28 protein-coding genes and 1 pseudogene are annotated in these 26986 nt (G+C 72.3%); 21 read left to right on the top strand and 8 right to left on the bottom strand.

The features are described 5' to 3' along the window. Positions 1 to 67: 67 nt before the first annotated feature. The 3 genes from QMF80_RS30650 to QMF80_RS30640 form a co-directional block, all read right to left on the bottom strand. Positions 68 to 862: a DsbA family protein gene (locus tag QMF80_RS30650; RefSeq protein ID WP_283459158.1), complete on the bottom strand. Its 795-nt coding sequence runs from the start codon at positions 860 to 862 to the stop codon at positions 68 to 70. Between the two features lie 46 nt (positions 863 to 908). Beyond that, positions 909 to 1598 carry a hypothetical protein gene (locus tag QMF80_RS30645; RefSeq protein WP_283459156.1) on the bottom strand — a complete coding sequence of 230 codons (690 nt, stop codon included), beginning with the start codon at positions 1596 to 1598 and terminating at the stop codon, positions 909 to 911. A 65-nt stretch (positions 1599 to 1663) separates the two neighbouring features. After that, entirely contained in the window at positions 1664 to 2989 is a 1326-nt protein-coding gene (locus QMF80_RS30640) for a DUF2252 domain-containing protein (RefSeq protein WP_283459154.1), read from the bottom strand. Between the two features lie 204 nt (positions 2990 to 3193). Between QMF80_RS30640 and dnaE the strand changes: the two genes are divergently transcribed. Beyond that, on the top strand, positions 3194 to 6736 hold the full coding sequence (dnaE, locus tag QMF80_RS30635) for a DNA polymerase III subunit alpha (RefSeq protein WP_283459152.1): 3543 nt from the start codon (positions 3194 to 3196) through the stop codon (positions 6734 to 6736). Positions 6737 to 6855: 119 nt separating this feature from the next. On the opposite strand, the gene QMF80_RS30630 is transcribed toward dnaE, so the two are convergent. Beyond that, positions 6856 to 7029 carry a hypothetical protein gene (locus QMF80_RS30630; RefSeq protein WP_283459150.1) on the bottom strand — a complete coding sequence of 58 codons (174 nt, stop codon included), beginning with the start codon at positions 7027 to 7029 and terminating at the stop codon, positions 6856 to 6858. Between the two features lie 264 nt (positions 7030 to 7293). Between QMF80_RS30630 and QMF80_RS30625 the strand changes: the two genes are divergently transcribed. From QMF80_RS30625 to QMF80_RS30615, 3 genes are all read left to right on the top strand, one after another. Next, positions 7294 to 8694, top strand: a complete 1401-nt coding sequence (locus tag QMF80_RS30625) for an NYN domain-containing protein (RefSeq protein ID WP_283459148.1) — start codon at positions 7294 to 7296, stop codon at positions 8692 to 8694. An 88-nt stretch (positions 8695 to 8782) separates the two neighbouring features. Beyond that, positions 8783 to 9814, top strand: coding sequence for an ABC transporter ATP-binding protein (locus QMF80_RS30620; RefSeq protein WP_283459146.1), 1032 nt, complete (start codon positions 8783 to 8785; stop codon positions 9812 to 9814). Next, positions 9811 to 10632 (top strand): ABC transporter permease, encoded by an 822-nt coding sequence (locus QMF80_RS30615; RefSeq protein WP_283459144.1) that lies wholly within the window; start codon positions 9811 to 9813, stop codon positions 10630 to 10632. Before QMF80_RS30620 ends, QMF80_RS30615 begins: the two co-directional genes overlap by 4 nt. Before the next feature lie 485 nt (positions 10633 to 11117). Here the strand turns inward: QMF80_RS30615 and ybaK are convergent, their stop codons facing one another. The 3 genes from ybaK to QMF80_RS30600 are packed head-to-tail and all read right to left on the bottom strand — an operon-like array spanning position 11118 to position 14006. Further along, the gene (gene ybaK / locus QMF80_RS30610; RefSeq protein WP_283459142.1) at positions 11118 to 11609 is read right to left on the bottom strand and encodes a Cys-tRNA(Pro) deacylase; all 492 of its coding nucleotides are present in this window, start codon (positions 11607 to 11609) and stop codon (positions 11118 to 11120) included. Between the two features lie 18 nt (positions 11610 to 11627). After that, positions 11628 to 12365 carry an LON peptidase substrate-binding domain-containing protein gene (locus QMF80_RS30605; protein WP_283459140.1) on the bottom strand — a complete coding sequence of 246 codons (738 nt, stop codon included), beginning with the start codon at positions 12363 to 12365 and terminating at the stop codon, positions 11628 to 11630. 42 nt (positions 12366 to 12407) lie between these two features. Beyond that, complete coding sequence (locus QMF80_RS30600) at positions 12408 to 14006, bottom strand: oxidoreductase (RefSeq protein ID WP_283459138.1); 1599 nt, start codon at positions 14004 to 14006, stop codon at positions 12408 to 12410. 135 nt (positions 14007 to 14141) lie between these two features. Here QMF80_RS30600 and hisD point away from each other — a divergent pair, with 135 nt between their 5' ends. From hisD to QMF80_RS30555, 9 genes are read left to right on the top strand one after another with little or no spacing between them, the layout of a single operon-like run. Beyond that, complete coding sequence (gene hisD, locus QMF80_RS30595) at positions 14142 to 15464, top strand: histidinol dehydrogenase (protein ID WP_283459136.1); 1323 nt, start codon at positions 14142 to 14144, stop codon at positions 15462 to 15464. Beyond that, complete coding sequence (locus QMF80_RS30590; protein WP_283459134.1) at positions 15461 to 16576, top strand: histidinol-phosphate transaminase; 1116 nt, start codon at positions 15461 to 15463, stop codon at positions 16574 to 16576. Before hisD ends, QMF80_RS30590 begins: the two co-directional genes overlap by 4 nt. Further along, on the top strand, positions 16573 to 17166 hold the full coding sequence (hisB, locus tag QMF80_RS30585; RefSeq protein ID WP_267800852.1) for an imidazoleglycerol-phosphate dehydratase HisB: 594 nt from the start codon (positions 16573 to 16575) through the stop codon (positions 17164 to 17166). The genes QMF80_RS30590 and hisB overlap by 4 nt, the downstream gene beginning before the upstream one ends. A 2-nt stretch (positions 17167 to 17168) precedes the next feature. Then, positions 17169 to 17336, top strand: coding sequence for a CG2302 family histidine operon protein (locus QMF80_RS30580; protein ID WP_283459131.1), 168 nt, complete (start codon positions 17169 to 17171; stop codon positions 17334 to 17336). After that, entirely contained in the window at positions 17333 to 18010 is a 678-nt protein-coding gene (gene hisH, locus QMF80_RS30575) for an imidazole glycerol phosphate synthase subunit HisH (protein WP_283459129.1), read from the top strand. Before QMF80_RS30580 ends, hisH begins: the two co-directional genes overlap by 4 nt. Continuing rightward, positions 18010 to 18765 (top strand): bifunctional 1-(5-phosphoribosyl)-5-((5-phosphoribosylamino)methylideneamino)imidazole-4-carboxamide isomerase/phosphoribosylanthranilate isomerase PriA, encoded by a 756-nt coding sequence (gene priA, locus QMF80_RS30570; protein WP_283459127.1) that lies wholly within the window; start codon positions 18010 to 18012, stop codon positions 18763 to 18765. The genes hisH and priA overlap by 1 nt, the downstream gene beginning before the upstream one ends. After that, complete coding sequence (locus tag QMF80_RS30565) at positions 18762 to 19157, top strand: RidA family protein (RefSeq protein WP_283459125.1); 396 nt, start codon at positions 18762 to 18764, stop codon at positions 19155 to 19157. The genes priA and QMF80_RS30565 overlap by 4 nt, the downstream gene beginning before the upstream one ends. Then, on the top strand, positions 19154 to 19909 hold the full coding sequence (gene hisF, locus QMF80_RS30560) for an imidazole glycerol phosphate synthase subunit HisF (protein WP_283459123.1): 756 nt from the start codon (positions 19154 to 19156) through the stop codon (positions 19907 to 19909). The genes QMF80_RS30565 and hisF overlap by 4 nt, the downstream gene beginning before the upstream one ends. A 27-nt stretch (positions 19910 to 19936) precedes the next feature. Then, positions 19937 to 21148 carry an MFS transporter gene (locus tag QMF80_RS30555; RefSeq protein ID WP_283459122.1) on the top strand — a complete coding sequence of 404 codons (1212 nt, stop codon included), beginning with the start codon at positions 19937 to 19939 and terminating at the stop codon, positions 21146 to 21148. A 134-nt stretch (positions 21149 to 21282) separates the two neighbouring features. Here the strand turns inward: QMF80_RS30555 and QMF80_RS30550 are convergent, their stop codons facing one another. After that, a complete protein-coding gene (locus QMF80_RS30550; protein ID WP_283459119.1) occupies positions 21283 to 21915 on the bottom strand; it encodes a TIGR03085 family metal-binding protein in 633 nt (210 codons plus the stop codon). An 84-nt stretch (positions 21916 to 21999) separates the two neighbouring features. Between QMF80_RS30550 and hisI the strand changes: the two genes are divergently transcribed. From hisI to QMF80_RS30510, 8 genes and pseudogenes are all read left to right on the top strand, one after another. After that, positions 22000 to 22371 carry a phosphoribosyl-AMP cyclohydrolase gene (hisI, locus tag QMF80_RS30545; RefSeq protein ID WP_283459117.1) on the top strand — a complete coding sequence of 124 codons (372 nt, stop codon included), beginning with the start codon at positions 22000 to 22002 and terminating at the stop codon, positions 22369 to 22371. Positions 22372 to 22386: 15 nt separating this feature from the next. Continuing rightward, positions 22387 to 23877, top strand: coding sequence for an anthranilate synthase component I (locus tag QMF80_RS30540; RefSeq protein ID WP_283459115.1), 1491 nt, complete (start codon positions 22387 to 22389; stop codon positions 23875 to 23877). 14 nt (positions 23878 to 23891) lie between these two features. Next, positions 23892 to 24566 carry a TIGR02234 family membrane protein gene (locus QMF80_RS30535; protein ID WP_283459113.1) on the top strand — a complete coding sequence of 225 codons (675 nt, stop codon included), beginning with the start codon at positions 23892 to 23894 and terminating at the stop codon, positions 24564 to 24566. A 102-nt stretch (positions 24567 to 24668) separates the two neighbouring features. Further along, complete coding sequence (locus QMF80_RS30530; protein ID WP_283459110.1) at positions 24669 to 24917, top strand: HGxxPAAW family protein; 249 nt, start codon at positions 24669 to 24671, stop codon at positions 24915 to 24917. Between the two features lie 52 nt (positions 24918 to 24969). After that, positions 24970 to 25482 carry a DUF2752 domain-containing protein gene (locus QMF80_RS30525; protein ID WP_283459108.1) on the top strand — a complete coding sequence of 171 codons (513 nt, stop codon included), beginning with the start codon at positions 24970 to 24972 and terminating at the stop codon, positions 25480 to 25482. Positions 25483 to 25630: 148 nt separating this feature from the next. Next, on the top strand, positions 25631 to 26440 hold the full coding sequence (gene trpC / locus QMF80_RS30520; protein WP_283459106.1) for an indole-3-glycerol phosphate synthase TrpC: 810 nt from the start codon (positions 25631 to 25633) through the stop codon (positions 26438 to 26440). A gap of 10 nt (positions 26441 to 26450) precedes the next feature. Then, entirely contained in the window at positions 26451 to 26663 is a 213-nt protein-coding gene (trpM, locus tag QMF80_RS30515; protein ID WP_283459105.1) for a tryptophan biosynthesis modulator TrpM, read from the top strand. Between the two features lie 144 nt (positions 26664 to 26807). Further along, positions 26808 to 26986: pseudogene (locus QMF80_RS30510) on the top strand (tryptophan synthase subunit beta); the annotation flags it as partial.

The following is a 26986-nucleotide window of genomic DNA, read 5'->3' as shown; positions in this document are numbered from 1 at the left end:
GTGACGCCTGGCAGGCGAACTCCGGGAGTCCGCCCCCCGTGACGCCTCGCCGGCGAACCGGCCGCGATCAGCCCTTCAGGGCCGCGTCGAGCGCCGTGTTGTACGCCTCCAGCGTCTGCGGCGTCTCGATCTTCTTGCCGTCCATCTTCAGCGTCGGGGTGCCCGTCACGCCGGACGTGTTGAACGCCTTCGACATCTCCAGCGCCCACCGGTCGTAGGTGCCGTCCTCGACCGCCTTCTTGAAGGCCGCGTTGCCCTTGAGGGCCGCTACCTGGTCCGCGACCTTCAGCAGGGCCGCGTCCTTGGCGAAGGCGTCGTCGCGCTCGTCGGGGTGGTTCGCCGTCGAGTACAGCGCCGCCTTGTACTCCAGGAACGCCTCCGGGCTGACGTCGAGCGCCGCGCCCAGCGCGCTCAGCGCGTTCTTCGAGCCGACGCCGGAGGAGGCGTTGTCGATGAAGGTCGCGCCGAAGTACTGGAGCTTGAACTTGCCCGCGTCGATGTCCTTCTTCACCTGGTCGCCGACGGTCTGCTCGAACTGGGCGCAGGCCGGGCAGCGCGAGTCCTCGTACAGCTCCAGGGTCTTCTTCGCGTCCGCCTTGCCGATGACGACGGTCGTGCCGTTGTCGCCGGTGGTGTTCTTCGGCTTGACGAGGGTGGCCGTGGCCGCGGCCTCCCAGGCGGTGGGCTTGGTGTTCTGGACCACCAGGTAGCCGATGCCGCCCGCCAGTGCGAGGGCGGCGACGACCGCGCCCGCCACGATGACCTGGCGGCGGGCCTTGTCCTTCTTCGCCTGGCGTTCGCGCTCGGCGCGCAGCTTCTCGCGGGCGGCTGCCTTGTTGGCCTGGCTGTTGCGGGAACTCATGGGGTACTCCGTGGGGTGTCGCGGGTCGGATGGGGGACGCGGTGCGTCAGACGCCGAAGAGCGGCGCCGGACGCGGCGGTCCCCTCCGTCCCACGGAGTGCACGGGGAAGCGCGTACGGGCCCCCGGGCCCAGGAGTGCCGCCCGCGGCGCGGACGGCGCCGGCCCCGGGGCCGTGACGGCCGAGGCGGCGGCCAGCAGCAGCGGCCGGAAGGCGCGGACGGCCACCACCCGCAGCAACTGCCCCAGCGCCCGCTCCCCGCGCCGCAGCCACAGCGCGGCCGCCAGGCCGACCGAGACGTGCGCCCCGAGCAGCAGCCAGGGCGTCCAGGGCCCGGGGGAGGCGAGCAGTACGGCGGGGTCGGCGGCGCGCCCGGCGACCTGGGTGAGCGATCCGCCCACCGGGGTCCCCCCGCACAGCTCGGCGAGCCCGAGCGCGCGCAGCGGACCGGCGACCGGACCGCCCGCGGGGCCGTAGCAGAAGTGCTGGGCCGCGGTGAAGGCCGTATCGGCGGCCAGCTCCAGCGGGACCAGCAGCCCGGCGATGGCGCCGAAGCCGCGTTCGCGCCCGGCCAGCACGAAGGCCAGGGCGAAGACCCCGGCGAAGGACCCGGCCAGCAGGGCGGGGGGCAGCGGTACCCGGGACATCAGGACGTGCGAGCCCGCCGAGAGCAGCACGACGAGCGCGCTGAACAGCGCGGCCCGCAGCCCCCGGAGCCCTGCCTCTGATATGTCCATCGCGGCCGAGTGTGCCATGGGTCCCTGTGCGCGGGATCTTTGGCCCCGCGCACATAAACCGACTTTTAGGAGGTAATCCGCCCATTGCGGAACAGGTCCACGAAGATCTGGTGGTCGGCGCGCGCCCGGGCCCCGTAGACGTGCGCGAAATCGACCAGCAGCTCCGCGAAGCCCTCCTCGTCTGCCGCGATCGCCGCGTCGATGGCCCGCTCGGTGGAGAACGGCACCAGCGACTGCCCGCTCTCGGCCGCGTCGGCCGCCGCGTGCATGGTCGCCGTCGCCCGCCCCAGGTCCGCGACCACGGCCGCGATCTCCCCCGGGTCGTCGATGTCCGACCAGTCCAGGTCCACCGCGTACGGCGAGACCTCGGCGACCAGCTGCCCCGACCCGTCCAGCTCCGTCCAGCCCAGCCACGGGTCCGCGTGCGCCTGGAGCGCGCGCTGGGAGATCACCGTGCGGTGGCCCTCGTGCAGGAAGTAGTCCCGCACCGCCCCGTCGGTGATGTGCCGGGACACCGCCGGGGTCTGCGCCTGCTTGAGGTAGATCACGACGTCGTTCTCCAGGGCGTCGCTGTGCCCCTCCAGCAGGATGTTGTACGAGGGCAGGCCCGCCGAGCCGATGCCCACGCCCCGGCGGCCGACCACGTCCTTGACCCGGTAGGAGTCCGGACGCACCAGCGACTCCTCCGGCAGGGTCTCCAGGTAGCCGTCGAAGGCGGCCAGAACCTTGTAGCGGGTCGCCGCGTCCAGCTCGATCGCCCCGTCACCCTCGGTGAAGCGCCGCTCGAAGTCGCGGATCTCGGTCATCGAGTCCAGCAGCGAGAACCGGGTGCGCGCCCGGGCCGCGCGCAGCGCGCCCAGCAGTGGGCCGTCGGCCGTGTCCAGCGTGAAGGAGGGCACCTCGTCGTTCTTGGCGCCCGTGGCCAGCGCCTGGATCCGCTCCCGGTAGGCGGCGGCGTACGTCCGCACCAGGCCGCTGATCTGCTCGTCGCTGAGCGCCTTGGTGTAGCCGATCAGGGCCACCGAGGCCGTGAAGCGCTTGAGGTCCCAGGTGAAGGGGCCGACGTACGCCTCGTCGAAGTCGTTCACATTGAAGATCAGGCGACCGTTGGAGTCCATGTAGGTGCCGAAGTTCTCGGCGTGCAGGTCGCCGTGGATCCAGACCCGGCCCGTGCGCTCGTCCAGGTACGGACCGCCGTGCCGGTCCCGCTCCAGGTCGGCGTAGAAGAGACAGGCCGTGCCCCGGTAGAAGGCGAAGGCCGAGGCCGCCATCTTGCGGAACTTGACCTGGAAGGCAGCGGGGTCGGCGGCGAGCAGCTCACCGAACGCGGTGTCGAACACGTCGAGTATCTGCTCGGCGCGCTGCTCGTTCGTCGTCTCGGGAACCGCCATGGCGGGTGCCTCCAGGTGGCGCGGGTGGTTCGGGCTGTCGGTCGGATTTCGGACAGTGTCCTCGGTCCTGCAACGGATGACCGTACCCGTCGGTGCCCGCCCGGCCGCCACCCCCCGTCCAGCGCTTCGCGCACTCCCCGATCTTCCACTCGCCCGACGTAGACTTCGAGGCTGCCCCCTCACTTCCCCCGGAGGTCTGCCGTCGTGACCAAAACGCCGTTCACGCACCTGCACGTCCACACCCAGTACTCGCTGCTGGACGGTGCCGCGCGGCTCAAGGACATGTTCAACGCGTGCAACGAGATGGGCATGTCCCACATCGCCATGTCCGACCACGGCAACCTGCACGGGGCCTATGACTTCTTCCACACGGCGAAGAAGTCCGGCATCACCCCGATCATCGGGATCGAGGCCTACGTCGCCCCCGAATCCCGGCGCAACAAGCGCAGGATCCAGTGGGGCCAGCCGCACCAGAAGCGCGACGACGTCTCCGGTTCCGGCGGTTACACGCACAAGACGATCTGGGCGGCGAACGCCACCGGCCTCAACAACCTCTTCCGGCTGTCCTCCGACGCCTACGCCGAGGGCTGGCTCACCAAGTGGCCCCGCATGGACAAGGAGACCATCAGCCAGTGGTCCGAGGGGCTCATCGCCTCCACCGGCTGCCCCTCCGGCGAGCTGCAGACCCGGCTGCGCCTCGGCCAGTTCGACGAGGCCCTCAAGGCCGCCTCCGAATATCAGGACATCTTCGGCAAGGACCGCTACTTCCTGGAGCTGATGGACCACGGCATCGAGATCGAGCGCCGGGTCCGCGACGGGCTGCTGGAAGTCGGCAAGAAGCTCGGCATCCCGCCGCTGGTGACGAACGACTCCCACTACACGTACGCGAGCGAGTCCGTCGCCCACGACGCCCTGCTCTGCATCCAGACCGGAAAGAACCTCTCCGACCCGGACCGCTTCCGCTTCGACGGCACCGGCTACTACCTGAAGTCCGGGGAGGAGATGTACGCCATCGACTCCTCGGACGCCTGGCAGCAGGGCTGCGCCAACACGAAGCTGGTCGCCGACCAGATCGAGACCGAGGGCATGTTCCAGTTCCGGAACCTGATGCCGAAGTTCGACATCCCGGACGGCTACACCGAGGTCACCTGGTTCCGCGAGGAGACCATGCGCGGCATGGACCGCCGCTACCCGGGAGGCATCCCGGAGGACCGGATGAAGCAGGCCGAGTACGAGATGGACACGATCATCTCGATGGGCTTCCCCGGCTACTTCCTCGTGGTCGCCGACTTCATCATGTGGGCCAAGAACCAGGGCATCGCGGTCGGCCCGGGCCGAGGCTCCGCCGCCGGTTCGATCGTCGCCTACGCCATGGGCATCACCGACCTCGACCCGATCACCCACGGTCTGATCTTCGAGCGGTTCCTGAACCCCGAGCGCGTCTCCATGCCCGATGTCGACATCGACTTCGACGAGCGCAGGCGCGTCGAGGTGATCCGGTACGTGACCGAGAAGTACGGCGCCGACAAGGTCGCCATGATCGGCACGTACGGCACCATCAAGGCCAAGAACGCGATCAAGGACTCCGCGCGCGTCCTCGGCTACCCCTACGCCATGGGCGACCGGCTCACCAAGGCCATGCCCGCCGACGTCCTCGGCAAGGGCATCCCGCTCTCCGGCATCCTCGACCCCAAGCACCCGCGCTACGGCGAGGCGGGCGAGATCCGCGGGATGTACGAGAACGAACCGGACGTGAAGAAGGTCATCGACACCGCCATGGGCGTCGAGGGCCTGGTCCGCCAGATGGGCGTGCACGCGGCCGGCGTGATCATGTCCAGCGAGACGATCACCGACCACGTACCGGTCTGGGTCCGGCACACCGACGGCGTCACCATCACCCAGTGGGACTACCCGAGCTGCGAGTCGCTCGGCCTGCTGAAGATGGACTTCCTCGGCCTGCGCAACCTCACGATCATGGACGACGCCGTCAAGATGGTGAAGGCCAACAAGGGGATCGACATCGATCTCCTGGGCCTCCCGCTCGACGACCCCAAGACCTTCGAACTGCTCGGCCGCGGTGACACCCTCGGCGTCTTCCAGTTCGACGGCGGCCCCATGCGCTCCCTGCTGCGCCTGATGAAGCCCGACAACTTCGAGGACATCTCCGCCGTCTCGGCCCTGTACCGGCCGGGCCCGATGGGCATGAACTCGCACACGAACTACGCCCTGCGCAAGAACAAGCAGCAGGAGATCACCCCGATCCACCCGGAGCTGGAAGGCCCGCTCGAAGAGGTGCTCGCGGTCACCTACGGCCTGATCGTGTACCAGGAGCAGGTCCAGAAGGCCGCCCAGATCATCGCCGGGTACTCGCTCGGCGAGGCCGACATCCTGCGCCGCGTGATGGGCAAGAAGAAGCCCGAGGAGCTGGCGAAGAACTTCGTCATCTTCGAGGCGGGTGCCAAGAAGAAGAACTTCAGCGACGCGGCGATCAAGGCCCTGTGGGACGTCCTGGTGCCCTTCGCCGGATACGCCTTCAACAAGGCCCACTCGGCCGCGTACGGCCTGGTCTCCTACTGGACCGCCTACCTCAAGGCGAACTTCCCGGCCGAGTACATGGCCGGTCTGCTCACCTCGGTCAAGGACGACAAGGACAAGTCCGCGATCTACCTGAACGAGTGCCGGCGCATGGGCATCAAGGTGCTCCCGCCGAACGTGAACGAGTCCGAGCCGAACTTCGCCGCCCAGGGCGACGACGTGATCCTCTTCGGCCTCACCGCCGTCCGCAACGTCGGCACCAACGTCGTCGACTCGATCATCAAGACGCGCAAGACCAAGGGGAAGTACTCGACCTTCCCCGACTTCCTCGACAAGGTCGAAGCGGTCGTGTGCAACAAGCGGACCGTGGAATCCCTGATCAAGGCCGGGGCCTTCGACGAGATGGGCCACACCCGCAAGGGCCTGGTCGCCCACCACGAGCCGATGATCGACAACGTGGTGGCGGTCAAGCGCAAGGAGGCCGAGGGACAGTTCGACCTGTTCGGCGGCATGGGCGACGAGAGCGCGAGCGACGAGCCGGGCTTCGGCCTCGACGTCGAGTTCTCGGACGTGGAGTGGGAGAAGTCCTACCTGCTCGCCCAGGAGCGCGAGATGCTCGGCCTGTACGTCTCCGACCACCCGCTCTTCGGCCTGGAACACGTCCTGTCCGACAAGAGCGACGCGGGCATCTCCCAGCTCACCGGCGGCGAGCACGGGGACGGCGCGGTCGTCACCATCGGCGGCATCATCTCCGGCCTCCAGCGCAAGATGACCAAGCAGGGCAACGCCTGGGCCATCGCCACCGTCGAGGACCTCGCCGGGTCCATCGAATGCATGTTCTTCCCGGCGACCTACCAGCTCGTCTCCACCCAGCTGGTCGAGGACACCGTCGTCTTCGTCAAGGGCCGCCTCGACAAGCGCGAGGACGTCCCCCGGCTGGTCGCCATGGAAATGATGGTCCCCGACCTCACCTCCGCCGGAACCAACGCCCCGGTCGTCCTGACCATCCCCACCGTCAAGGTGACCCCGCCGATGGTCACCCGTCTCGGCGAGATCCTGCGCCACCACAAGGGCAACACCGAGGTCCGGATCAAGCTCCAGGGACCGCGCACCACCACCGTGCTACGCCTCGACAAGCACCGGGTACAGCCCGACCCGGCGCTCTTCGGTGACCTGAAAGTGCTGCTCGGGCCGTCCTGCCTGGCCGGATAGCACCGAGACCGCCGCGGGCCGCGGCGATCGCCGTACGTGCGGAACACGCCGTACCTGAGGAGAGGGCGCGCCCGGGAGGAATCCCGGACGCGCCCTCTCACATGCCGCACACGGAGGCGTCAGTTGTGGCCGAAGCGCTTCTCGCGGCTCTTGCGGGCCATGTCCCCAGGGCTCGCCTGGGTCATTCGCTGCTCCGCCTGATCGGTCGCCGACGGACTCTTGGCCTGCTCGGCGCCGCGCTCCGGGGCCGAGGACTTCTGCTGGTCGCGGTTCTGCTTCTTGTTCTTGGCCATGGTGGAACCTCCGTGAGGGTCTAGGGGCCAGGACCGCTTTCACACTCACATACCGCAGGAAACACCGCATTTTGGATCATTACTGCGCGTAGTCCCGCCGTACCTCCCGCGTCTGCCCCGCCTTCCGCGCGGCATGCCGTGAGATCCGCCACGCCGATGATCGAGTTCCGGCCGTCAACGCCCTTGCGTTCGGGCAGACTCGGGGAAAACCCAGACCGTCCCCCCGTTCCGCCGGGCGGGACCCCCAGGGAAGAGGGTGGAAGCGTGGACCGCTGCGTCGTCCTGGTGGACGCCGGCTATCTGCTGGGCGCTGCCGCGAGTCTTCTCGCAGGGGAGCCCTCGCGCTCCCGCATCACCGTCGACCATGCCGCACTCATCCAGGGCCTGCGCGAGCGCGCCGAGGCCGACACGCAACAGCCCCTGCTGCGCATCTACTGGTTCGACGGGGCACCCGACCGGGTGCCCCAGCCCGAACACCGGCGGCTGCGCGTCATGCCCCGCGTCACCGTCCGCCTGGGCGCCCTGACCCGCAGCGACGGCCGCTGGGCGCAGAAGGGCGTGGACGCCGCCATGCACGCCGAGCTGACCGAGCTGGCCCGCAACCGGGCCTGCTCGGACGTGGTCCTGGTGACCGGCGACGGCGACCTGCTGCCCGGACTGATGTCCGCCAAGGAGCACGGGGTCGCCGTCCACCTGTGGGCCGTACAGGCCGCCGACGGCGACTACAACCAGTCCGAGGACCTCGTCGCCGAAGCCGACGAACGGCGCGTCCTCGACCGGACCTGGATCACCCGGGCGGTCCGCGCCAAGGACCTCGCCGGGCTCTGCGCCCCGCCGCCCGCCCCGCGCCCCGAGATCGCCGCGATCCTCTCCGCCCCGCTGCCCGAGGCCGCCCTCGCCGAGGCCGCCCGCAACGGCTCCGCCGCCCGGGCCGCCGCCGCGGACCGGGACCCCGAGGGGACCGAAGAACCCGGGGGCGCCCAGCCCGCCGCCCCCGGCCGGGCCGTGCCCACCCCCAAGGACCTCGCCGTCCTGCGCGCCCCGGGCCAGAGCGCCGGCCCCGCCAACGGGCAGCACCCCGCGCCGGGCCCCGCCCCCGGCCCCGCACCCGCACCCGCCAGCGCCCTGCGCTGGTCCTCCGACAAGGGCTGGATCGACCGGGCGGGCCCCCTCGGCGAACCCGCCGAGACCGCCTCGCTGCCCACCCTCGCCCAGCTCACCAGCGCCGAGCAGCGCTGGGCCGACCGGGAGGAGGACATCACCACCGTCGGCGGCGACCCCTTCGAGGTCGGCCAGGTCTTCGCCCGCCGCTGGATGGAACGCCTCCCCGAGACCGTCCACCTGCACAAGCTGTCCACCATGTACCCGCGCATCCCGCACCGCATCGACGGCGAGCTGCTGCGTTACGCCGCCCGGTTCGGCCTGCTCGCGCACAAGGACGACCAGATCGACGAGCACGACCGCTACGCCATCCGGGCCGGATTCTGGCGGGAGATCGACGTCCGCGCCGCCGCCGAACACGTGAGCCCCGCCGCTCCCGCCGTCCCCGCGCCCGCGTCGTCCGTCGTCCCTGACCCGGCGTCGTCCGCCGAGCCGTCCGCGGTCTCCGCACCGGGGCCGGCCGCCGGACCGGGCGCCGGACCGGGCGTCCCGGGCGGCGAGTGAGCCGGGGCAGCCGCCGCCGTGCCCGGGCCGCCCCGCCGCCGCGCCCCCGGCGCGGCGGCGGGGCGGGAACCCCGTAGGCTGCTCCCTCGTGAATACGGGCACAGCACAGGCAGGACGCGAGCGTTCCGCGGCAGGACCGGCGGACGTCGTCTGCGCGGTGCGTGACCTGGTCAAGACGTACGCCGCCGTGCGCGGCGGGCGCGGGGCCCCGGCCCTGCCCGCGACCCGGGCCAACGACGGGATCAGCCTGGACGTCCGGCGCGGTGAGATCTTCGGACTGCTCGGACCCAACGGCGCGGGCAAGTCCACCCTCGTGCGCCAGCTCACCGGGCTGATGCGGCCCGACTCCGGCTCGGTCACCCTGCTCGGCCACGACCTGGTCCGCCACCCCGAACGGGCCTCCCGGCTGCTGGCCTACCTGGGGCAGGAATCCACCGCCCTGGACGAGCTGACCGTCTCCCTGGCCGCCGAGACCACCGGACGGCTGCGCGGGCTGGACCTGCGCGAGGCACGGGCCGAGCGGGACGCCGTCATCGACGAACTCGGCCTGAGCGCGATCGCCGCCCGGCCGCTGAAGAAGCTCTCCGGCGGACAGCGGCGCCTCGCCTGCTTCGCCGCCGCCCTGGTCGGGCGGCGGCCCGTCCTGGTCCTCGACGAACCCACCACCGGGATGGACCCGGTCGCCCGCCGGGCCGTCTGGAGCGCCGTCGACCGGCGGCGCGCCGAGCACGGCGCGACCGTCCTGCTGGTCACCCACAACGTCATCGAGGCGGAAACGGTCCTCGACCGGGTCGCCGTCATCGACCAGGGCCGGGTCATCGCCTGCGACACCCCGGCCGGGCTCAAGGCCGAGGTCTCCGGCGAGGTCCGCCTCGAACTCGTCTGGCGCGAGAGCGCCCCGCTGGACATCCCCGAGGTCGCCGCGCTGCGCGAGCTGGCCGAGGAATCCGGGCGCCGCTGGACCCTGCGCACGGACGCCGACCGGGCCCGGGCCGCGGTGGCCGCGGTGACCGGCGGCCCCGCCTTCGCCGCGCTCGACGACTTCACCCTCGCGACACCCAGCCTGGAAGACGTCTACCTCGCCCTGGGCGGGCGTACGAAGGGCCTCGTGAAATCGTGACCAACCCCAGCCTCACGGTCGTCATCCCCGCCACCACCGCCGGGGACGCCGGGGCGCCCGCGCCGCTGGCACCTCGCGCCCGGTTCTTCCCCTCCCTCGCCGCCGTCTACAAGGCGCAGCTCTCGCGGGCCCGGGTCTCCCGGATCCCGCTGCTGTTCGTCGCCACCTTCCAGTCCGTCGGCATCATGATCCTCATGCGGGGCGTGGTGGACGGCGGCGGCGGCTCCGAGGCGCGGGCCGTGGTCGCCGGGTCCTCGGTGCTCGTGGTCGCCTTCGTCGCGCTGAACCTGCTGGCCCAGTACTTCGGCCAGCTGCGCGCGAGCGGCGGGCTCGACCACTACGCCACGCTGCCGGTGCCGCCCGCCTCGGTGGTGCTGGGCGCGGCCGCCGCGTACGCCTCCTTCACCCTGCCCGGGGTGCTGGTCACGGCGGTCTTCGGGTGCGTGCTGTTCGGGCTGCCGATGGGCGGGCTGTGGATCCTGGTCGCCGTCGTACCGCTGGCCGGGGCGGCGCTGGCCGGGCTCGGCGCGGCGCTCGGGCTGCTGGCGCCCCGCCAGGAACTGGCGACGCTGGCCGGGCAGCTGGGCATGTCGGCGGCCCTGCTGCTGGGAGTGCTGCCGCCCGAACGGATGCCGGACGTCATCGCCTGGGCGCGGGACCTGCTGCCGTCCACATACGGGGTGGAGGCCTTCGCCCGTACGTTCGCCCCGCACCCGGACTGGGCCGCCGTGGGGCTGGACCTCGGGGTGTGCGGGGTGGTCGGCGTGGTCTCGCTGGCCGTCGCGACCAAGGCGTACCGGCGGGCGGCGGTCCGCTGACGCCGGGCCGGGTTCCACCTGGCACGATGTGGGGGTGACCGAAGCCGTGACCCCGCAGCCGTCCCGCGATCCCGCCGGCCCCGCCGACCCGTCCGGCCCCGCCGAGCCCGCCGAGCCCGCCGAGCCCGTCGCGCCCGCCTCGCCCGTCTCGCTCGGGAAGGGCGCGCCCGACCTGCCCGCGGCGCCCGGCGCCCCGGTGGTGACCGCCGCCGAGATCCGGGACGGCGCCGCCGTCGCCCTCCTGGTGGGGGTGGCCGGGGTGCTGCTCGGGCTGCTGTGGGTGTGGCTCGCGCCCCGGCTCCAGTACGTGGCCACCGCGCAGGCGGTGTACCTCAAGGACACCGAGAGCGAGGCGCGGATCGGGTCCGACGGCACGTTCCTGCTGCTGTCCGCGGGGCTGGGCGTGCTGAGCGCGGTCGGCGTGTTCCTGTGGCGCCGGGCGGGCGGAGGTCGGCTCCGGCGGGATGTCAATCGCCAGGGGGCGGTTAGTTCGGGCGGGCGATGGGGGCCAGGGTGGCGGACGTCAGGGAGGCCAGGGTGGTGGGCGGGAGTTCCAGCTCCAGCCCGCGGCGGCCCGCCGACACGCAGATCGTGGCGTGCGCCACCGCCGACGCGTCCAGCACCGTGCGGAGCCGTTTGCGCTGCCCCAGCGGGGAGATGCCGCCCCGCACGTACCCCGTGGCGCGTTCCGCCAGCGCCGGATCCGCCATCGCGCCCCGCTTGCCGCCGACCGCCGCCGCCAGGGCCTTCAGGTCCAGGGAGCCCGCCACCGGCACCACGGCCACCGTCAGCTCCCCGTCCACCTCCGCGACCAGCGTCTTGAAGACCCGGTCCGGGGACACCCCCAGCGCCTGCGCGGCCTCCTCGCCGTACGAGGGGTGCGCCGGGTCGTGCGCGTAGGCGTGCGTGCGGAACTCCACGCCCGCCGCCGTCAGCGCCGCCACCGCCGGGGTGCCACCGGACCTCTTCTTCGCCACCGCGGTCCGCTCCCGCCGTCAGTTCAGGTGCGTGGGCGTACGGGTCAGGTCCACCATCGGCAGCGACGGCAGGTGCCGGATGACCGCCGTCTCCGACCGCAGCAGGGTCAGCTCCTCCGCCAGCCGGGTCGCCGTGTCCGGCGCCTGGAGCAGCCGCTGCTTCGACGGGATGTCCAGCACGGCGGCCGCCGCGACCAGGTACGACACCACGGAGGGGTCGTCCGGCAGCTCGGCCCCGGTCAGGGACCGCTCCCGGGCTCCGGCGAGGCGCTTCTGGTACGAGCGGAACGCCCGCAGCACCCCCTCCGCCAGCGCGCCCGCGCTCTCGCCCGCGTCCTCGGGCAGTTCCTCCAGCTCGGCCATCAGGAACGGACCGCCCGCGTCCACGGACAGCAGCCGCACCCGCGTGGTCCCCGTGGCCAGCACCTCGAAGCTGCCGTCCTCGCGCTCCCGGATGGTCGCCGCGTCCGCGATGCAGCCCACCCGGTGGAAGGCCTGGATGGGATCGGCGCCGAAACCGGCGGTCGGCCCGCGTTCGGGCAGGGCCGTCTGGTCGGGCAGGCCGGGCGCGGTGGGCGCCACCTCACGGCCGTCGCGGATCGCCACGACGGCGAAGCGGCGCGGTTCCTCCTCGCCCGTCTTCAGCAGTTCGCGCATCATGGCGCGATAACGCTCCTCGAAGATGTTCAGCGGGAGGACGAGTCCCGGGAACAGCACCGTGTTGAGCGGGAAGAGGGGCAGGCGAACGGTGGTCACGTGGCCCAGCGTAGTGGCCGGGCGGCCACCCCCGTCACCCCGTTATCCACGTCTCAGCAGCCGGGACGCCCCGGTCGCCACCGTCGTCGCCAGGATCCAGCCCAGCATGACGAGCGCCGACGCCCCCCACTGCCAGCCTCCCTCGAGCAGCCACTGCCCCTGCTGCCCCAGGTCGATCACCGGAAGCAGCAGGTCCAGGGCGTACAGGGCCGGGCTCCACTGCGGGTGCTCATCCGCCTTGATCGGGGTCGGCTCGTGCAGCGAGAACAGGACGGTGCCCGCCGCCCACAGCACCGCCATCCACAGCGCGGCCCGCCCGGGCCGGTACCCGTAGGCCATGGTCCAGTCCTGGAGGTGCCCCCAGGCCTTCGCGGCGGGCGGCAGGGTCGCCCGGCGCCTGCGCATCTTGGCCAGCAGCACCTCCCGCGCGTCCGCGTCCTCCCCACTGGCCCGCAGGACGGCCGCCAGGCGCTCGTACGGCTCCGGCGAGTACTCGGCGGTGGCCGCCTCCGCCCACTCCAGGCGCCGGGCGAGCGGGAAGTGGCCGCGGGGCGCGAGGTTCTCGTAGACGAACCCCTCCATCGACACCGCTCCCGGCGCGGCGGGCCAGCTGGTGGACTGGTCGACCAGTTTGACCACCTTCGCCCCGGACACCACCACCCGGCCGCGCTCCGGCTGCTCGCCCACGAACCGCAGCTCGGGGGTCTGGATCCGGCGCAGCGAGACCTCCTGCTCCTGGGTGAGCAGGAAACGGGCGCCGTAGAAGTCCACCGCGTCCCCGAAGCGCCCGTCGTCCAGCCGCAGCCCGCCCCGGCACTCGAAGCGCCGGGCGCGCCCGCCGCGCGTGGGCGTCTGGCCCCAGCCGTACGGGGGAGTCGCGCCGGGGTCCCCGTTCCCGCTGCTCAGCGCGATGGAGGTCAGGTACAGCGTCCGCTCCACGGTCAGGGTGGGCGCGTTCAGTGCGAGCCGCCCGTACGGATTGCTGAGCCGGGCCCCGCGCAGGCTCATCGACACGCCGACCTTGGCCCCGCGCAGGCTGACCTCGCCGTACGTCTCCAGCAGGTCGGCCTGGAAGTCCTGGGCCACCGACATCCCGTCGGCGGCGATCGCCCGCCCCCGGTTGTCCCGCTGCGCCACCAGCTCGCTGATCAGCAGGTCGGTGCCGATCTGCGCGTCGGTCAGCCGGATCCCGCGGGCCACCCGGCAGCGCAGCAGGTGCAGGTCGCCCTCGGTGTGCAGCCGGGCCGCGTCCAGCCGCGGCACCGCGCAGTTGACGATGCGCAGGGTGCCCAGCCGGGTCTCGGACAGCTGGACCTCGCTGTCGAAGCGGCAGGACTGGAGTTCGACGTACGGGGCCACCGCGCCGCCGGACAGGTCGAGCCGCCCGGTGATCCGCGCGCCCCGCAGCTTCAGCGAGGACACCCGGCCCGGCACCGGCGGCGGCCCGTGGAGCAGCAGCAGCGCCAGCACCCGCGCGCGGACGCTGCGCTCGGGGCCCCAGGTGCGGTCGCCGTGCGGATCGTCCTCGTCGGCGGCCCGCGCGCTCAGGTCGCAGACCGTGCCGTCCCGGAACGCGCTCCACATCCGTCGTTCGGGCCCCGTCAGGTCGTCCGGCTCTTCGCCGGGACGCGGCTCAGCCACGGCGGCCCCCCTTCCGCTTTCTTCCCCCGTCACTGCTTGCGGTCGAACGCTAGGGGACGCCGGTGACAGCCGGGGCGCGTATCAGCCAGTGATACAGGCGAACGGTGGCGAGATGCCGTCTGAGAGAATTGGGAGGTGATCTCTCGTATCGACCTGCGCGGCGACTCCCTCCCCGAGGGGGGCGCCCTGCGCGATCTGCTGCCCCGTGCCGAGTTCGACGTAGCGGCCGCCCTGGACAAGGTGCGGCCCATCTGCGAGGACGTCCATCATCGCGGCACGGCGGCGCTGATCGAGTACGCGCGGAAGTTCGACGGGGTCGAGCTGGAGCGGATCCGGGTTCCCGCGGAGGCCCTCAAGGTCTCCCTGGAGGAGCTGGATCCGGCCGTTCGCGCGGCCCTGGAGGAGTCGATCCGGCGCGCCCGGATCGTGCACGCCCAGCAGCGCCGCTCCGAGCACACCACCCAGGTGGTCCCCGGCGGCACCGTCACCGAGAAGTGGGTCCCGGTCGAGCGCGTGGGCCTCTACGCGCCCGGCGGCCGCTCGGTGTACCCGTCCTCCGTGATCATGAACGTGGTTCCGGCCCAGGAGGCGGGCGTCGCGTCGATCGCGCTCGCGTCCCCGCCGCAGGCCGACTTCGGCGGCCTGCCGCACCCCACGATCCTCGCCGCCTGCGCGCTGCTCGGGATCGACGAGGTGTACGCCGCCGGAGGCGCCCAGGCCGTCGCGATGTTCGCGTACGGCACGCAGGAGTGCGCCCCGGCGAACATGGTGACCGGTCCCGGCAACATCTGGGTCGCCGCCGCCAAGCGCTACTTCACCGGCAAGATCGGCATCGACACCGAGGCGGGCCCCACCGAGATCGCGGTCCTCGCGGACTCCACGGCCGACCCCGTGCACGTCGCCGCCGACCTGATCAGCCAGGCCGAGCACGACCCGCTGGCCGCCGCCGTCCTCGTCACGGACTCCGCCGAGCTGGCGGAGGCCGTCGAACGCGAGCTGGTACCGCAGGTCGCCGCGTCCAAGCACATCGAGGACCGGATCAAGCCCGCCCTGGCGGGCCGCCAGTCCGCGATCGTCCTCGTCGACAGCCTGGAGGACGGCCTCAAGGTGGTCGACGCGTACGGCGCCGAACACCTGGAGATCCAGACCGCCGACGCGGCCGCCTGGGCCGCCCGGGTCCGCAACGCGGGCGCGATCTTCGTCGGCCCCTGGTCCCCGGTCTCCCTCGGCGACTACTGCGCGGGCTCCAACCACGTCCTGCCCACCGGCGGCTGCGCCTGCCACTCCTCGGGCCTGTCCGTGCAGTCCTTCCTGCGCGGCATCCACATCGTCGACTACACGCGCGACGCCCTCGCCGACGTCACCCACCACGTGGTCACCCTCGCCGAGGCCGAGGACCTCCCCGCCCACGGCGCGGCGCTCAAGGCCAGGTTCGACTGGAAGGTGCCCACCCAGTGACCGGCCCCCTCGGCATCGACGACCTCCCCATCCGGGACGAACTGCGCGGCAAGACCCCCTACGGCGCGCCGCAGCTCGACGTACCCGTCCAGCTCAACACCAACGAGAGCCCCTACGGCCTGCCCGAGGAACTCGTCGCCCGGATCGCCGAACGCGTCGCCGACGCCGCACGCACCCTCAACCGCTACCCCGACCGGGACGCCGTCGAGCTGCGCACCGAGCTGGCCGCCTACCTCACCCGTACGGGCAGGCACCCGGTCGCGCGGGAGAACGTATGGGCCGCCAACGGCTCCAACGAGATCCTCCAGCAGCTGCTCCAGACCTTCGGCGGACCCGGCCGCACCGCGATCGGCTTCGAGCCCTCCTACTCGATGCACGCCCTGATCGCCCGCGGCACCGGCACCGACTGGATCTCCGGCCCGCGCCGCGACGATTTCACCATCGACGTGGACGCGGCGGCCGAGGCGATCGCGGAGCACGCCCCGCACGTCGTCTTCATCACCTCGCCCAACAACCCCACCGGCACCGCGGTCGCCGCCGGGACGGTCCTGGCCCTCTACGAGGCCGCGCAGGCCGCCCGCCCGTCCCTGGTGGTCGTGGACGAGGCGTACGTCGAGTTCAGCCACCAGGACTCGCTCCTGCCGCTGCTCGAAGGCCGCCCGAACCTGGTGGTCTCCCGGACCATGTCCAAGGCCTTCGGCGCCGCCGGACTGCGCCTCGGCTACCTCGCGGCGCACCCCGCCGTCGTGGACGCCGTACAGCTGGTGCGCCTGCCGTACCACCTGTCCGCCGTCACCCAGGCGACCGCGCTGGCCGCCCTGGAACACACCGACACCCTGCTCGGCTACGTCGAGCAGCTCAAGGCCGAGCGCGACCGGCTGGTCACCGAACTGAGGGCCATCGGCTACGAGGTCACCGCGTCCGACGCGAACTTCGTGCAGTTCGGGACATTCGCGGACTCCCACACCGCATGGCAGCAGATCCTCGATCAGGGTGTCCTGGTCAGGGACAACGGAGTACCCGGATGGCTGCGGGTCACCGCGGGCACCCCGGCCGAGAACGACGCGTTCCTGGAAGCGGTTCGCGCACTGAAGAAGGAGCAGCAGGCATGAGCCGCATCGGACGGGTCGAACGGACCACCAAGGAGACCTCGGTCGTCGTCGAGATAAACCTCGACGGCACCGGCAAGGTCGACGTGTCCACCGGCGTGGGCTTCTACGACCACATGCTCGACCAGCTCGGCCGCCACGGACTCTTCGACCTCACCGTCAAGACCGAGGGCGACCTGCACATCGACAGCCACCACACCATCGAGGACAGCGCCCTCGCGCTGGGCGCCGCCTTCAAGCAGGCCCTCGGCGACAAGGTCGGCATCTACCGCTTCGGCAACTGCACGGTCCCCCTGGACGAGTCCCTCGCCCAGGTCACCGTGGACCTGTCGGGCCGCCCCTACCTGGTGCACACCGAGCCCGAGAACATGGCGCCGATGATCGGGTCGTACGACACGACCATGACCCGGCACATCTTCGAGTCCTTCGTCGCCCAGGCCCAGATCGCCCTGCACATCCACGTCCCGTACGGGCGCAACGCCCACCACATCGTGGAGTGCCAGTTCAAGGCGCTCGCCCGGGCCCTGCGCTACGCCGCCGAGTTCGACCCGCGCGCCGCGGGCATCCTTCCCTCCACGAAGGGCGCCCTCTAACCGTGAACGGCCTCAACACCATCCTGATCGTCCTCGGCCTCTTCCTGGCCGGTGGCGTCTACTCCTTCCAGAAGCAGAAGATGCCCCTGTCGGTGGTCATCCTGCTCGCCATCGGCTCCGTGATGTGCCTGGTCGCCGGAGTCCTGCGAATCCAAGGAATCTGGGAATGAGCGCAGCGACCCCCTCCCGGCCCTCCCGGCCCACCCGGCCCACCAAGAAGGTCGTCGTCTTCGACTACGGCTTCGGCAACGTCCGCTCCGCCGAGCGGGCCCTCGCCCGCGTCGGCGCCGAGGTCGAGATCACCCGTGACTACGACAAGGCCATGGACGCCGACGGCCTCCTGGTCCCCGGCGTCGGCGCCTTCGAAGCCTGCATGCGCGGCCTCAAGGAAGTCCGCGGCGACTGGATCATCGGCCGCAGGCTCTCCGGCGGGCGCCCCGTCATGGGCATCTGCGTCGGCATGCAGATCCTCTTCGAGCGCGGCATCGAGCACGGCGTGGAGACCGAGGGCCTCGACGAGTGGCCCGGCACGGTCGAGCCCCTCAAGGCCCCGATCGTCCCCCACATGGGCTGGAACACCGTCGACGCCCCCGCCGACAGCCAGGCCTTCGCCGGTCTGGACGACGACGCGCGCTTCTACTTCGTCCACTCCTACGCGGTGCGCGACTGGACCCTCGAAGTCACCAATCCGCTGATCCGCGCCCCCAAGGTCACCTGGGCCACGCACGGCGAGCCCTTCGTCGCGGCAGTGGAGAACGGGGCCCTGTGGGCCACCCAGTTCCACCCCGAGAAGTCCGGCGACGCCGGTGCCCAGCTCCTCACCAACTGGATCGAGACCCTCTGATGGCGAATCTGGTGAACCCGGTGAACCCGGCGAACCCGATCGAGCTCCTCCCCGCCGTGGACGTCCGCGACGGCCAGGCGGTCCGTCTCGTGCACGGCGAGTCCGGCAGCGAGACCTCCTACGGCTCCCCGCTCCAGGCCGCCCTCGCCTGGCAGGCGTCCGGCGCCGAATGGCTCCACCTGGTCGACCTCGACGCGGCCTTCGGCACCGGTGACAACCGCGCCCTGGTCGCCGAGATCACCGGCGCCATGGACATCAAGGTGGAACTCTCCGGCGGCATCCGCGACGACGCCACGCTCGCCGCGGCCCTCGCCACCGGCTGCACCCGGGTCAACCTCGGCACCGCCGCCCTGGAAACCCCCGACTGGGTGGCCAAGGTCATCGCCGAGCACGGCGACAAGATCGCGGTCGGTCTCGACGTACGCGGTACGACCCTCAAGGGCCGCGGCTGGACCAGCGAGGGCGGGGACCTCTACGAGGCCCTCGCGCGCCTGGACTCCGAGGGCTGCGCCCGCTACGTCGTCACCGACATCGGCAAGGACGGCACCCTCACCGGCCCCAACCTGGAGCTGCTGAAGAACGTCTGCGCCGCGACCGACAAGCCGGTCGTCGCCTCCGGCGGCATCTCCTCCCTGGACGACCTGCGGGCACTGGCCGCGCTGGTACCGCTGGGCGTCGAGGGCGCGATCGTCGGCAAGGCCCTGTACGCCAAGGCCTTCACCCTCGAAGAGGCCCTCAAGGCGGTGGCCCTGTGAGCGCCGTACGCCGCGTCTCCTCGGGCGGTCCCTGGGAGGAAGCCGTCGGCTACTCCCGCGCCGTCGCCCTGCCCAACGGCCTGGTCCTCGTCTCCGGCTGCACCTCCGTCGTCGGCGGCCAGATCTCCGCGGGCGGCCCGTACGAGCAGGCCATGAACTCCTTCCAGGTCGCCTTCGACGCGCTCGCGCAGGTGGGTCTGGGCGCCGAGCACGTCGTACGCACCCGGATGTACATCACGCACGCCCGGGACGTGGACGAGGTGGGCCGCGCCCACAAGGAGCTGTTCGACGCCATCCGCCCCGCCGCCTCCATGATCATCGTGTCCGGCTTCATCGACCCCAGCCTGGTCGTCGAGGTCGAGATCGAGGCCTACCGAGGAGACGACGCATGACCCTCGCCGTACGGGTGATCCCCTGCCTGGACGTGGACAACGGCCGGGTCGTCAAGGGCATCAACTTCCAGAACCTGCGGGACGCGGGCGACCCCGTCGAGATGGCCAAGCTGTACGACGCCGAAGGCGCCGACGAGCTGACCTTCCTCGACATCACCGCCTCCTCCGGCAACCGCGAGACCACCTACGACGTGGTCCGCCGCACCGCCGAGCAGGTCTTCATCCCGCTCACCGTCGGCGGCGGCGTGCGCACCGCGGACGACGTGGACAAGCTGCTGCGCGCGGGCGCGGACAAGGTCGGCGTCAACACCGCCGCCATCGCCCGCCCCGAGCTGATCCAGGAGATCGCCGAGCGCTTCGGCCGCCAGGTGCTCGTCCTGTCCGTCGACGCCCGGCGCACCGCGGCCGGCACCTTCGAGGTCACCACCCACGGCGGCCGCACGGGTACCGGCATCGACGCCGTCGAATGGGCCCACCGGGCCGCCGAACTCGGCGCCGGGGAGATCCTGCTGAACTCGATGGACGCCGACGGCACCAAGGACGGCTACGACACCGAGCTGATCGCGGCCGTACGCAAGCACGTGAGCGTTCCGGTGATCGCCTCGGGCGGCGCGGGCAAACTGTCCGACTTCGCCCCGGCGGTGGCGGCGGGCGCCGACGCGGTGCTCGCGGCCTCCGTGTTCCACTTCGGCGACCTGCGCATCGGCCAGGTCAAGGACGCGCTGCGGGGGGCCGGGCACCCGGTCCGCTAAACGGCCCAGACCGGTCGGGGGGACTGGTTGAACGGGAACATCTGGCGCTGGCTGGGGGCCTACGCCGCTTCGCTGGTCGGGGACGGGATCTACTTCCTCGCCCTCGGCTGGGCGGCGGCGCAGACCGCCGGGCCCGCCGAGGTCGGCCTCGTCATGGCGGCCGGCGCCGTACCGCGCGCCCTGCTCATGCTGGGCGGGGGAGTGATCGCCGACCGCTTCGGCCCCCGCCTGGTGGTCATCTCCTCGGACGCGGTGCGCTGCGTGGTGGTGCTGGCGCTGGCCGGGGCCCTCGCCCTCGGCACGCCCGGGCTGGGACTGCTCGTCACCGTCGCCCTGGTCTTCGGCGCGGTCGACGCGCTCTTCATGCCCGCCGTGGGGGCGCTGCCGCCGCGGATCGCCGGGCCGGGGCAGCTGGTCCGGGTCCAGGGGCTGCGCAGCCTCGTCGAACGCGTGGGCGGCACCGCCGGGCCGCCGCTGGCGGGGCTCGCGATGGGGCTGGGCGGCCCCGGGGCCGCCTTCGCGGTGGCCTCCGCCCTCTTCGGGATCTCCCTGGTCCTGCTGCTGGCGGTCCGTATCGCGCCCCTGCCGAAGCCGGGCGGCGCCGAGGACGCGGCCCCGGAATCGCCCTGGCGGCAGCTCCGCTCGGGCCTGGCCTACATCCGTCACCATGGCCTGATCGGCCCCCTGATCCTCTCCGGCACGCTCAGCCAGCTCGGTACGTCGGCCCCGCTCACCGTCGGCCTGATCCTGCTGGCCGGGGAACGCGGCTGGGGCCCGTCGGGAATCGGCTGGATGGTCGGCGCCTTCGGGGCCGGGGCGGCGTCCAGCGCCCTCTTCCTCACCTTGGTCCCGCGGGTGCCGCGGGCGGGGGCCGTCCAGAACCTCACCCTGATCGTGGGCTCGGCGGCCATCGGAGCCCTGGCGCTGGCCCCGACCCTCACCGTCGCGGTGGGACTGGCGCTGGCGGGGGGCCTGGTCTGCGGGATCTGCGGAGGCCTGGCCATCGCCCTGATCCAGACGGCCACGGACCCCTCGTACCTGGGCCGGGTCAGCTCGGTGATGGCCTTCACCGCCGTGGGCCTGGCGCCGCTGGCGTACCCGGCCTTCGGGGTGGCGGTGGAGCTGTGGGGCATCGTCCCGGTGTTCCTCGCCGGGGGCGCCCTGAGCATGGTGGGGGCGATCGTCGGGACCTCGGCCCCGCTGGTCCGCCGGGCGGAACTCTCCTTCGGGCAGCCGTAGCGGATCCCCGCGGCCCGGCCCGGTGGCCCCTCCGGGAGCGTCTCACACGCCGGCGGGGCTGGGGTTGGCCGGGCCGGGGCTCGTCGGCGGCGGGGCTGGGTTTCGCCGGGCCGGGGCTCGAACGTCGCCCGGGCTCAGATGCCCAGTTTCGCCGTCGTCAGTTTCGCCACCGCGTCCTTCTCGCCGTCCAGCTCGACGCGGGCCGCGTCCTGGCGGCCGAAGCAGAACAGGGTCAGTTCGCCCGGCTCGCCCGTCACCGTCACCACCGGGGTGCCCTTGTGGCCCACCGCCGTCTGGCCGTTGGGGCGGCGCAGGACCAGGCCCACCGGCGAGCGACGGCCCGTCAGGCGGGCCATCTTCTCCAGGCGCGACCACAGCGAGTCCGAGAACACCGGGTCCAGTTCGCGCGGCGACCAGTCCGGCTGCGCCCGCCGCACGTCCTCCGCGTGGACGTAGAACTCCACCGCGTTCGCCGCCTCGTCGATCTGCTTCAGCGAGTACGGCGACATCTTCGGCGGGCCGTTCCGGATCAGCTGGATCAGCTCCTCGTACGGCTTGGCCGCGTACTCGGCCATCGTCCGGTCGAGCCGCGCCCTCAGCGCGCTCACCAGGATCCCGGCCGCCGCGTCCGGGCGGCGCTCGCGCACCACCACGTGCGCCGCCAGCTCCCGGGTCCGCCAGCCGTCGCACAGCGTCGGCGCCCCTGGCCCCGCCGACTCCAACAGGTCTGCCAGCAGCAGTCGTTCACGCTTCGCATGGGTAGACATGCGGGCCAGCCTACGGCGGGAAGGCGCCCCACGCCTGCTCATCAGGCGGACACCTTTCCGTTCCCACCCGTCCCGCGCGGCACAATGGTCCGCATGAGTACGTCCTCCCTCGACCCCGCCATCGCAGCCCGCCTCAAGCGCTCCGCGGACGGTCTGGTGCCCGCCATCGCCCAGCAGTACGACACCGGTGAGGTGCTCATGCTCGGCTGGATGGACGACGAGGCCCTGCACCGCACGCTGACCACCGGCCGCTGCACGTACTGGTCCCGCAGCCGCCGGGAGTACTGGGTCAAGGGGGACACCTCCGGCCACTTCCAGCACGTGAAGTCCGTCGCCCTCGACTGCGACGCCGACACCCTGCTCGTCAAGGTCGACCAGGTCGGCGCGGCCTGCCACACCGGCTCCCGCACCTGCTTCGACGCCGACGTCCTGCTCCCCACCGCCGAAGCCGAATAGGTAGGGTCCCACGCCATGGATCTTGAGACGTTCCGCAAGCTCGCGGGGGACCGCCGGGTCATCCCGGTCAGCCGCCGACTCCTCGCCGACGGGGACACCCCGGTCGGCCTCTACCGCAAGCTGGCCGCGGAGCGCCCCGGCACCTTCCTGCTGGAGTCCGCCGAGAACGGCCGCTCCTGGTCCCGGTACTCCTTCGTCGGCGTCCGCAGCGACGCGACGCTGACCGTCCGCGACGGCCAGGCGCACTGGATCGGCACCCCGCCCGTCGGCGTACCGACCTCCGGCGATCCCCTCGACGCGCTGCGCGAGACCATCGAGGCCCTGCATACCCCCCGCGACCTGTCGGGCGGCCTGCCGCCCTTCACCGGCGGCATGGTCGGCTACCTCGGCTACGACATCGTGCGCCGCCTGGAGAAGATCGGCGAGCACACCCGCGACGACCTCCAGCTCCCCGAGCTGACGATGCTGCTCACCTCGGACATCGCGGTCCTCGACCACTGGGACGGCACGGTCCTGTTGATCGCCAACGCGATCAACCACAACGACCTCGACTCGGGCGTGGACGAGGCATACGCCGACGCCGTCGCCCGGCTCGACGCGATGGAGGCCGACCTCGCCCGCCCGGCGCCGTACACGCCCGCGCCGCTGCCCGCCTCCGAGCTGCCCGCGTACTCCGCCCTGTGGGGCGGCGAGAAGTACCAGGCGGCCGTGGAGGACATCAAGGAACGCATCCGCGCGGGCGAGGCCTTCCAGGTCGTGCCCTCGCAACGGTTCGAGACCCCCTGCGCGGCCTCAGCGCTGGACGTCTACCGGGTGCTGCGGGCCACCAACCCGTCCCCGTACATGTATCTCTTCCGCTTCGAGAACGGCTTCGATGTCGTCGGCTCCAGCCCCGAGGCCCTGGTCAAGGTCGAGGACGGGCGGGCCATGGTCCACCCCATCGCCGGGACCCGGCACCGCGGGGCCACCCCGCAGGAGGACCACGACCTCGCCGAGGAACTGCTGGCCGACCCCAAGGAGCGCGCCGAGCACCTCATGCTCGTCGACCTGGGCCGCAACGACCTCGGCCGGGTCTGCGAGCCCGGCAGCGTCGAGGTCGTCGACTTCATGAGCATCGAGAAGTACTCGCACGTCATGCACATCGTCTCGACCGTCACCGGCCGGGTCGCCGAGGACCGGACCGCCTTCGACGTGCTGACCGCCTGCTTCCCGGCGGGCACCCTGTCCGGCGCGCCCAAGCCGCGCGCCATGCAGATCATCGAGGAGCTGGAGCCCTCCCGTCGCGGGCTGTACGGCGGCTGCGTCGGCTACCTCGACTTCGCCGGGGACGCCGACACGGCCATCGCCATCCGTACCGCGCTGCTGCGGGACGGCACCGCGTACGTGCAGGCGGGGGCCGGGGTCGTGGCCGACTCGGTGCCCGCGCTGGAGGACGACGAGTGCCGGAACAAGGCCGCCGCGGTGCTCCGCGCGGTCGGAGCGGCGAACCGGCTCCACTCGTCCTGAACCGGTAGGGGATAGTGGGGTGCGTGAGCGCCGTACCCCAGCCCCGAACCGATGCCCATCCCGCCGCCGACCCCGATCGCGAACCCGCGGCACGCGGGGGCGGCGGCCGCCGTACCGTCGCCGCGGCCCTGCTGCTCGGCACGCTCGGTGCCACCGTCGTCCTGCTGGCCTCCGGCCGGACCTGGGCGCGGGGCACCACCGCCGCGGCCGGGGGCGGCGCGCTGCCGCTGGCGGCCGACGGGCGCGCGGTCACCGGGGTCCCGGCGGCCCTGGCCATCGTGGCCCTGGCGGCCCTGGTCGCCGTCTTCGCCGTACGCGGCCGGAGCCGACTGCTGGTCTCCGGGCTGCTCGCGCTGAGCGGGCTCGGCGCGGTCCTGGCCGCACTGGCCGGGGCGGGCGACCGGGCGGCCCTGGACGAGGCGGCCGCCCGTACGACCGCTGACACCGCCGCCCACGCGGCCGCGCTGACCCACACCTCCTGGCCGTACGTGACGGCCGCGGGCGCGCTGCTGATCCTGCTGGCCGGGCTGCTGGCCCTGCGCTTCGGCCGGAGCTGGCCCGCGATGGGCGGCCGCTACGAGCGCGACGGTTCCCCGCGCCCCCGCAAGGCCGCGGTGCTGGACCCGGACCGGCCCGAGGACCTGTGGAAGGCGCTGGACCGGGGCGAGGACCCCACGACCGGGCACTGACCGTCCGGTCACCCCCCGGGCGCGAGGGGCGTCCGGGGTGCGGGACAATGGTGTCCGAGCGTCCGACCCAGACGCGTTCGACAGAGCAACGAGGAGCAACTCATGGCGGGCACAGACCACGGACACACCCCGGCCGCCTGGACCGGTGTCATCATCGCCTTCGTCGGTTTCTGCGTCTCCGGCGCGTTCATGGTGCTGGGGAACGAGATCGGTTTCTGGGCCGGACTGGTGATCGTGGCCCTCGGCGGAGTCGTCGGCATGGCGATGAAGGCGGCGGGCATGGGCGCTCCGAAGCCCGCCCACAACGACCTCGCGAAGGTCATCGCCGCCGCCAAGGCCGCGAAGGCCTGATGTCCGGAAGCGGATTCGAAAGGCGCGGCCCCGTCGGGCTGCGCCTTTTGTCATGACCGGCCACAATCAGCGGGTGGACGCCTCCCGCTCGCCGGCCACCCCGCCGCCTCCCACTCCCGCGCCCGTGCCGGGCCGCGCCCCCCGGCCCGCGGCCGCCCCGGCCCCCACCCGGGCCCGGCGGCTGGCCGCCCCGGCGCTCACGCTGGCCGTGGCCGCCTCGGCCCTCGGCTACGTCGCCACCGTGGACCCGTACGAACCCGGCCACTACCCGGTCTGCCCGCTGTTCCGGCTGACCGGCATCCTGTGCCCCGGCTGCGGCGGCCTGCGCAGCGCCCACGCGTTCGCCCACGGCGATCTGCTCACCGCTCTCGGGGCGAACGCGATGGCCGTCGCCGGCTATTTCGTCTTCGCGGGTTTCATGATCCTTTGGCTGATTCGCGCCTATCGCGGCGGGCCGACCCCCCGGCTGGCCTTGAAGCCGCTGTACTGGTGGGGGATCGGTGCCGTGGCACTGGTTTTCGCCGTTGTCCGGAACCTGCCGTTCGGGTCGGGACTGGCCCCCTGAGGCCGTTACGGCCTCCGATCGAAGATCAAATTCCGAATGTCCAGTCAATGGGACGCCGTCAACCGTGTGCGGAGGCCGGCGCCTCCTGCGGATACCATTTGATTACTGACCTTGAACCAGTCGACCGACCCGGAAGGGGGCCGCTCGCGTGAGTGTGCTCGACGAGATCATCGAAGGGGTCCGCGCCGACCTCGCCGAAAGGCAGTCGCGCGTCAGCCTCGACGAGCTCAAGGAGCGTGCCGCCAAGGCGCCCCAGGCCAAGGACGGCGTCGCCGCCCTTCGTGGTGAAGGCGTCAAGGTGATCTGCGAGGTGAAGCGCTCCAGCCCCTCCAAGGGCGCGCTCGCCGCGATCGCGGACCCGGCAGCCCTGGCCGCCGATTACCAGGCGGGCGGCGCCGCCGTCATCTCCGTCCTCACCGAGGAGCGCCGTTTCGGCGGCTCCCTCGCGGACCTGGAAGCCGTGCGCGCCCGGGTGGACGTTCCCATCCTGCGCAAGGACTTCATCGTCACCGCGTACCAGCTCTGGGAGGCCCGCGCCTACGGCGCCGACCTCGTGCTGCTGATCGTCGCGGCCCTGGAGCAGGAGGCCCTCGTCTCCCTCATCGAGCGGGCCGAGTCCATCGGTCTCACCCCGCTCGTCGAGGTTCACGACGAGGAGGAAGCCGAACGCGCCGTCGCCGCGGGCGCCAGGATCATCGGCGTGAACGCGCGCAACCTCAAGGACCTCAAGGTGGACCGCTCGACCTTCGAGCGGGTCGTCCCCGAGATCCCCGCCCACATCGTGAAGGTCGCCGAGTCCGGCATCCGCGGACCGCACGACCTGATCGCCTATGCCAACGAGGGCGCTGACGCCGTCCTCGTCGGCGAATCCCTGGTCACCGGCCGCGACCCGAAGGCCGCCGTGGCCGACCTGGTCGCCGCGGGCGCCCACCCCGCCCTGCGCCACGGCCGGAGCTGAGACCCGCACCATGACTCCGTCCGCCCGCGCCGCCCGCACCCGATCCGGCCCCTCCGGCCGGACCGGTGTGCCGTCGGCCCACGCGCCCCTGGCGCGCGGCTGCCGCCCGCGCGGCTGCCGCGCCCCGGCCCGGCGCGTGCGGGGGCGGCGGGTCCGGTACGTGATCGGGTCGGAGCCCGGTCAGGTCAACGGCATGCGATGGCGTGGCGGAGTCGCGTCGTAGCCGTCCCACGCCCTGGCCCGGACTCCCGTCCGGGCTCCGGTCCGGCCTCCGCTGCCGCTCAGGCGGCGGTGGAGCTCGCCGTCCGTGGAACGCGCGGCGCAATACGGTTCAGTCCATTCCGTTTGCATCCGTAGGAGTTCTGGCATGCCGTCCAGCGAGTTCTTCATTCCGGACCCCGAGGGTTCCGTGCCCAACGCCGAGGGCTATTTCGGTGATTTCGGTGGCAAGTTCATTCCGGAGGCGTTGGTCGCCGCGGTGGACGAGGTTGCCGCTGAGTATGAGAAGGCGAAGGTTGATCCGGCGTTCGCGGCTGAGCTGAATGA

The organism is Streptomyces sp. G-G2, from assembly GCF_030063135.1.
Lineage (GTDB): Bacteria > Actinomycetota > Actinomycetes > Streptomycetales > Streptomycetaceae > Streptomyces.
The sequence above is the reverse complement of the archived record's forward strand: the minus strand, read 5'-3'. Positions and strand labels throughout refer to the sequence as shown.

Excerpts from the sequence above, each read along its gene's own strand:
- QMF80_RS30650 (WP_283459158.1), bottom strand. The coding sequence starts at position 862 with ATGAGTTCCCGCAACAGCCAGGCCAACAAGGCAGCCGCCCGCGAGAAG.
- QMF80_RS30645 (WP_283459156.1), bottom strand. The coding sequence starts at position 1,598 with ATGGACATATCAGAGGCAGGGCTCCGGGGGCTGCGGGCCGCGCTGTTC.
- QMF80_RS30640 (WP_283459154.1), bottom strand. The coding sequence starts at position 2,989 with ATGGCGGTTCCCGAGACGACGAACGAGCAGCGCGCCGAGCAGATACTC.
- QMF80_RS30630 (WP_283459150.1), bottom strand. The coding sequence starts at position 7,029 with ATGGCCAAGAACAAGAAGCAGAACCGCGACCAGCAGAAGTCCTCGGCC.
- hisB (WP_267800852.1), top strand. The coding sequence starts at position 16,573 with ATGAGCCGCATCGGACGGGTCGAACGGACCACCAAGGAGACCTCGGTC.
- hisH (WP_283459129.1), top strand. The coding sequence starts at position 17,333 with ATGAGCGCAGCGACCCCCTCCCGGCCCTCCCGGCCCACCCGGCCCACC.
- priA (WP_283459127.1), top strand. The coding sequence starts at position 18,010 with ATGGCGAATCTGGTGAACCCGGTGAACCCGGCGAACCCGATCGAGCTC.
- hisF (WP_283459123.1), top strand. The coding sequence starts at position 19,154 with ATGACCCTCGCCGTACGGGTGATCCCCTGCCTGGACGTGGACAACGGC.
- QMF80_RS30550 (WP_283459119.1), bottom strand. The coding sequence starts at position 21,915 with ATGTCTACCCATGCGAAGCGTGAACGACTGCTGCTGGCAGACCTGTTG.
- hisI (WP_283459117.1), top strand. The coding sequence starts at position 22,000 with ATGGTCCGCATGAGTACGTCCTCCCTCGACCCCGCCATCGCAGCCCGC.
- QMF80_RS30540 (WP_283459115.1), top strand. The coding sequence starts at position 22,387 with ATGGATCTTGAGACGTTCCGCAAGCTCGCGGGGGACCGCCGGGTCATC.
- QMF80_RS30530 (WP_283459110.1), top strand. The coding sequence starts at position 24,669 with ATGGCGGGCACAGACCACGGACACACCCCGGCCGCCTGGACCGGTGTC.
- QMF80_RS30525 (WP_283459108.1), top strand. The coding sequence starts at position 24,970 with ATGACCGGCCACAATCAGCGGGTGGACGCCTCCCGCTCGCCGGCCACC.
- trpM (WP_283459105.1), top strand. The coding sequence starts at position 26,451 with ATGACTCCGTCCGCCCGCGCCGCCCGCACCCGATCCGGCCCCTCCGGC.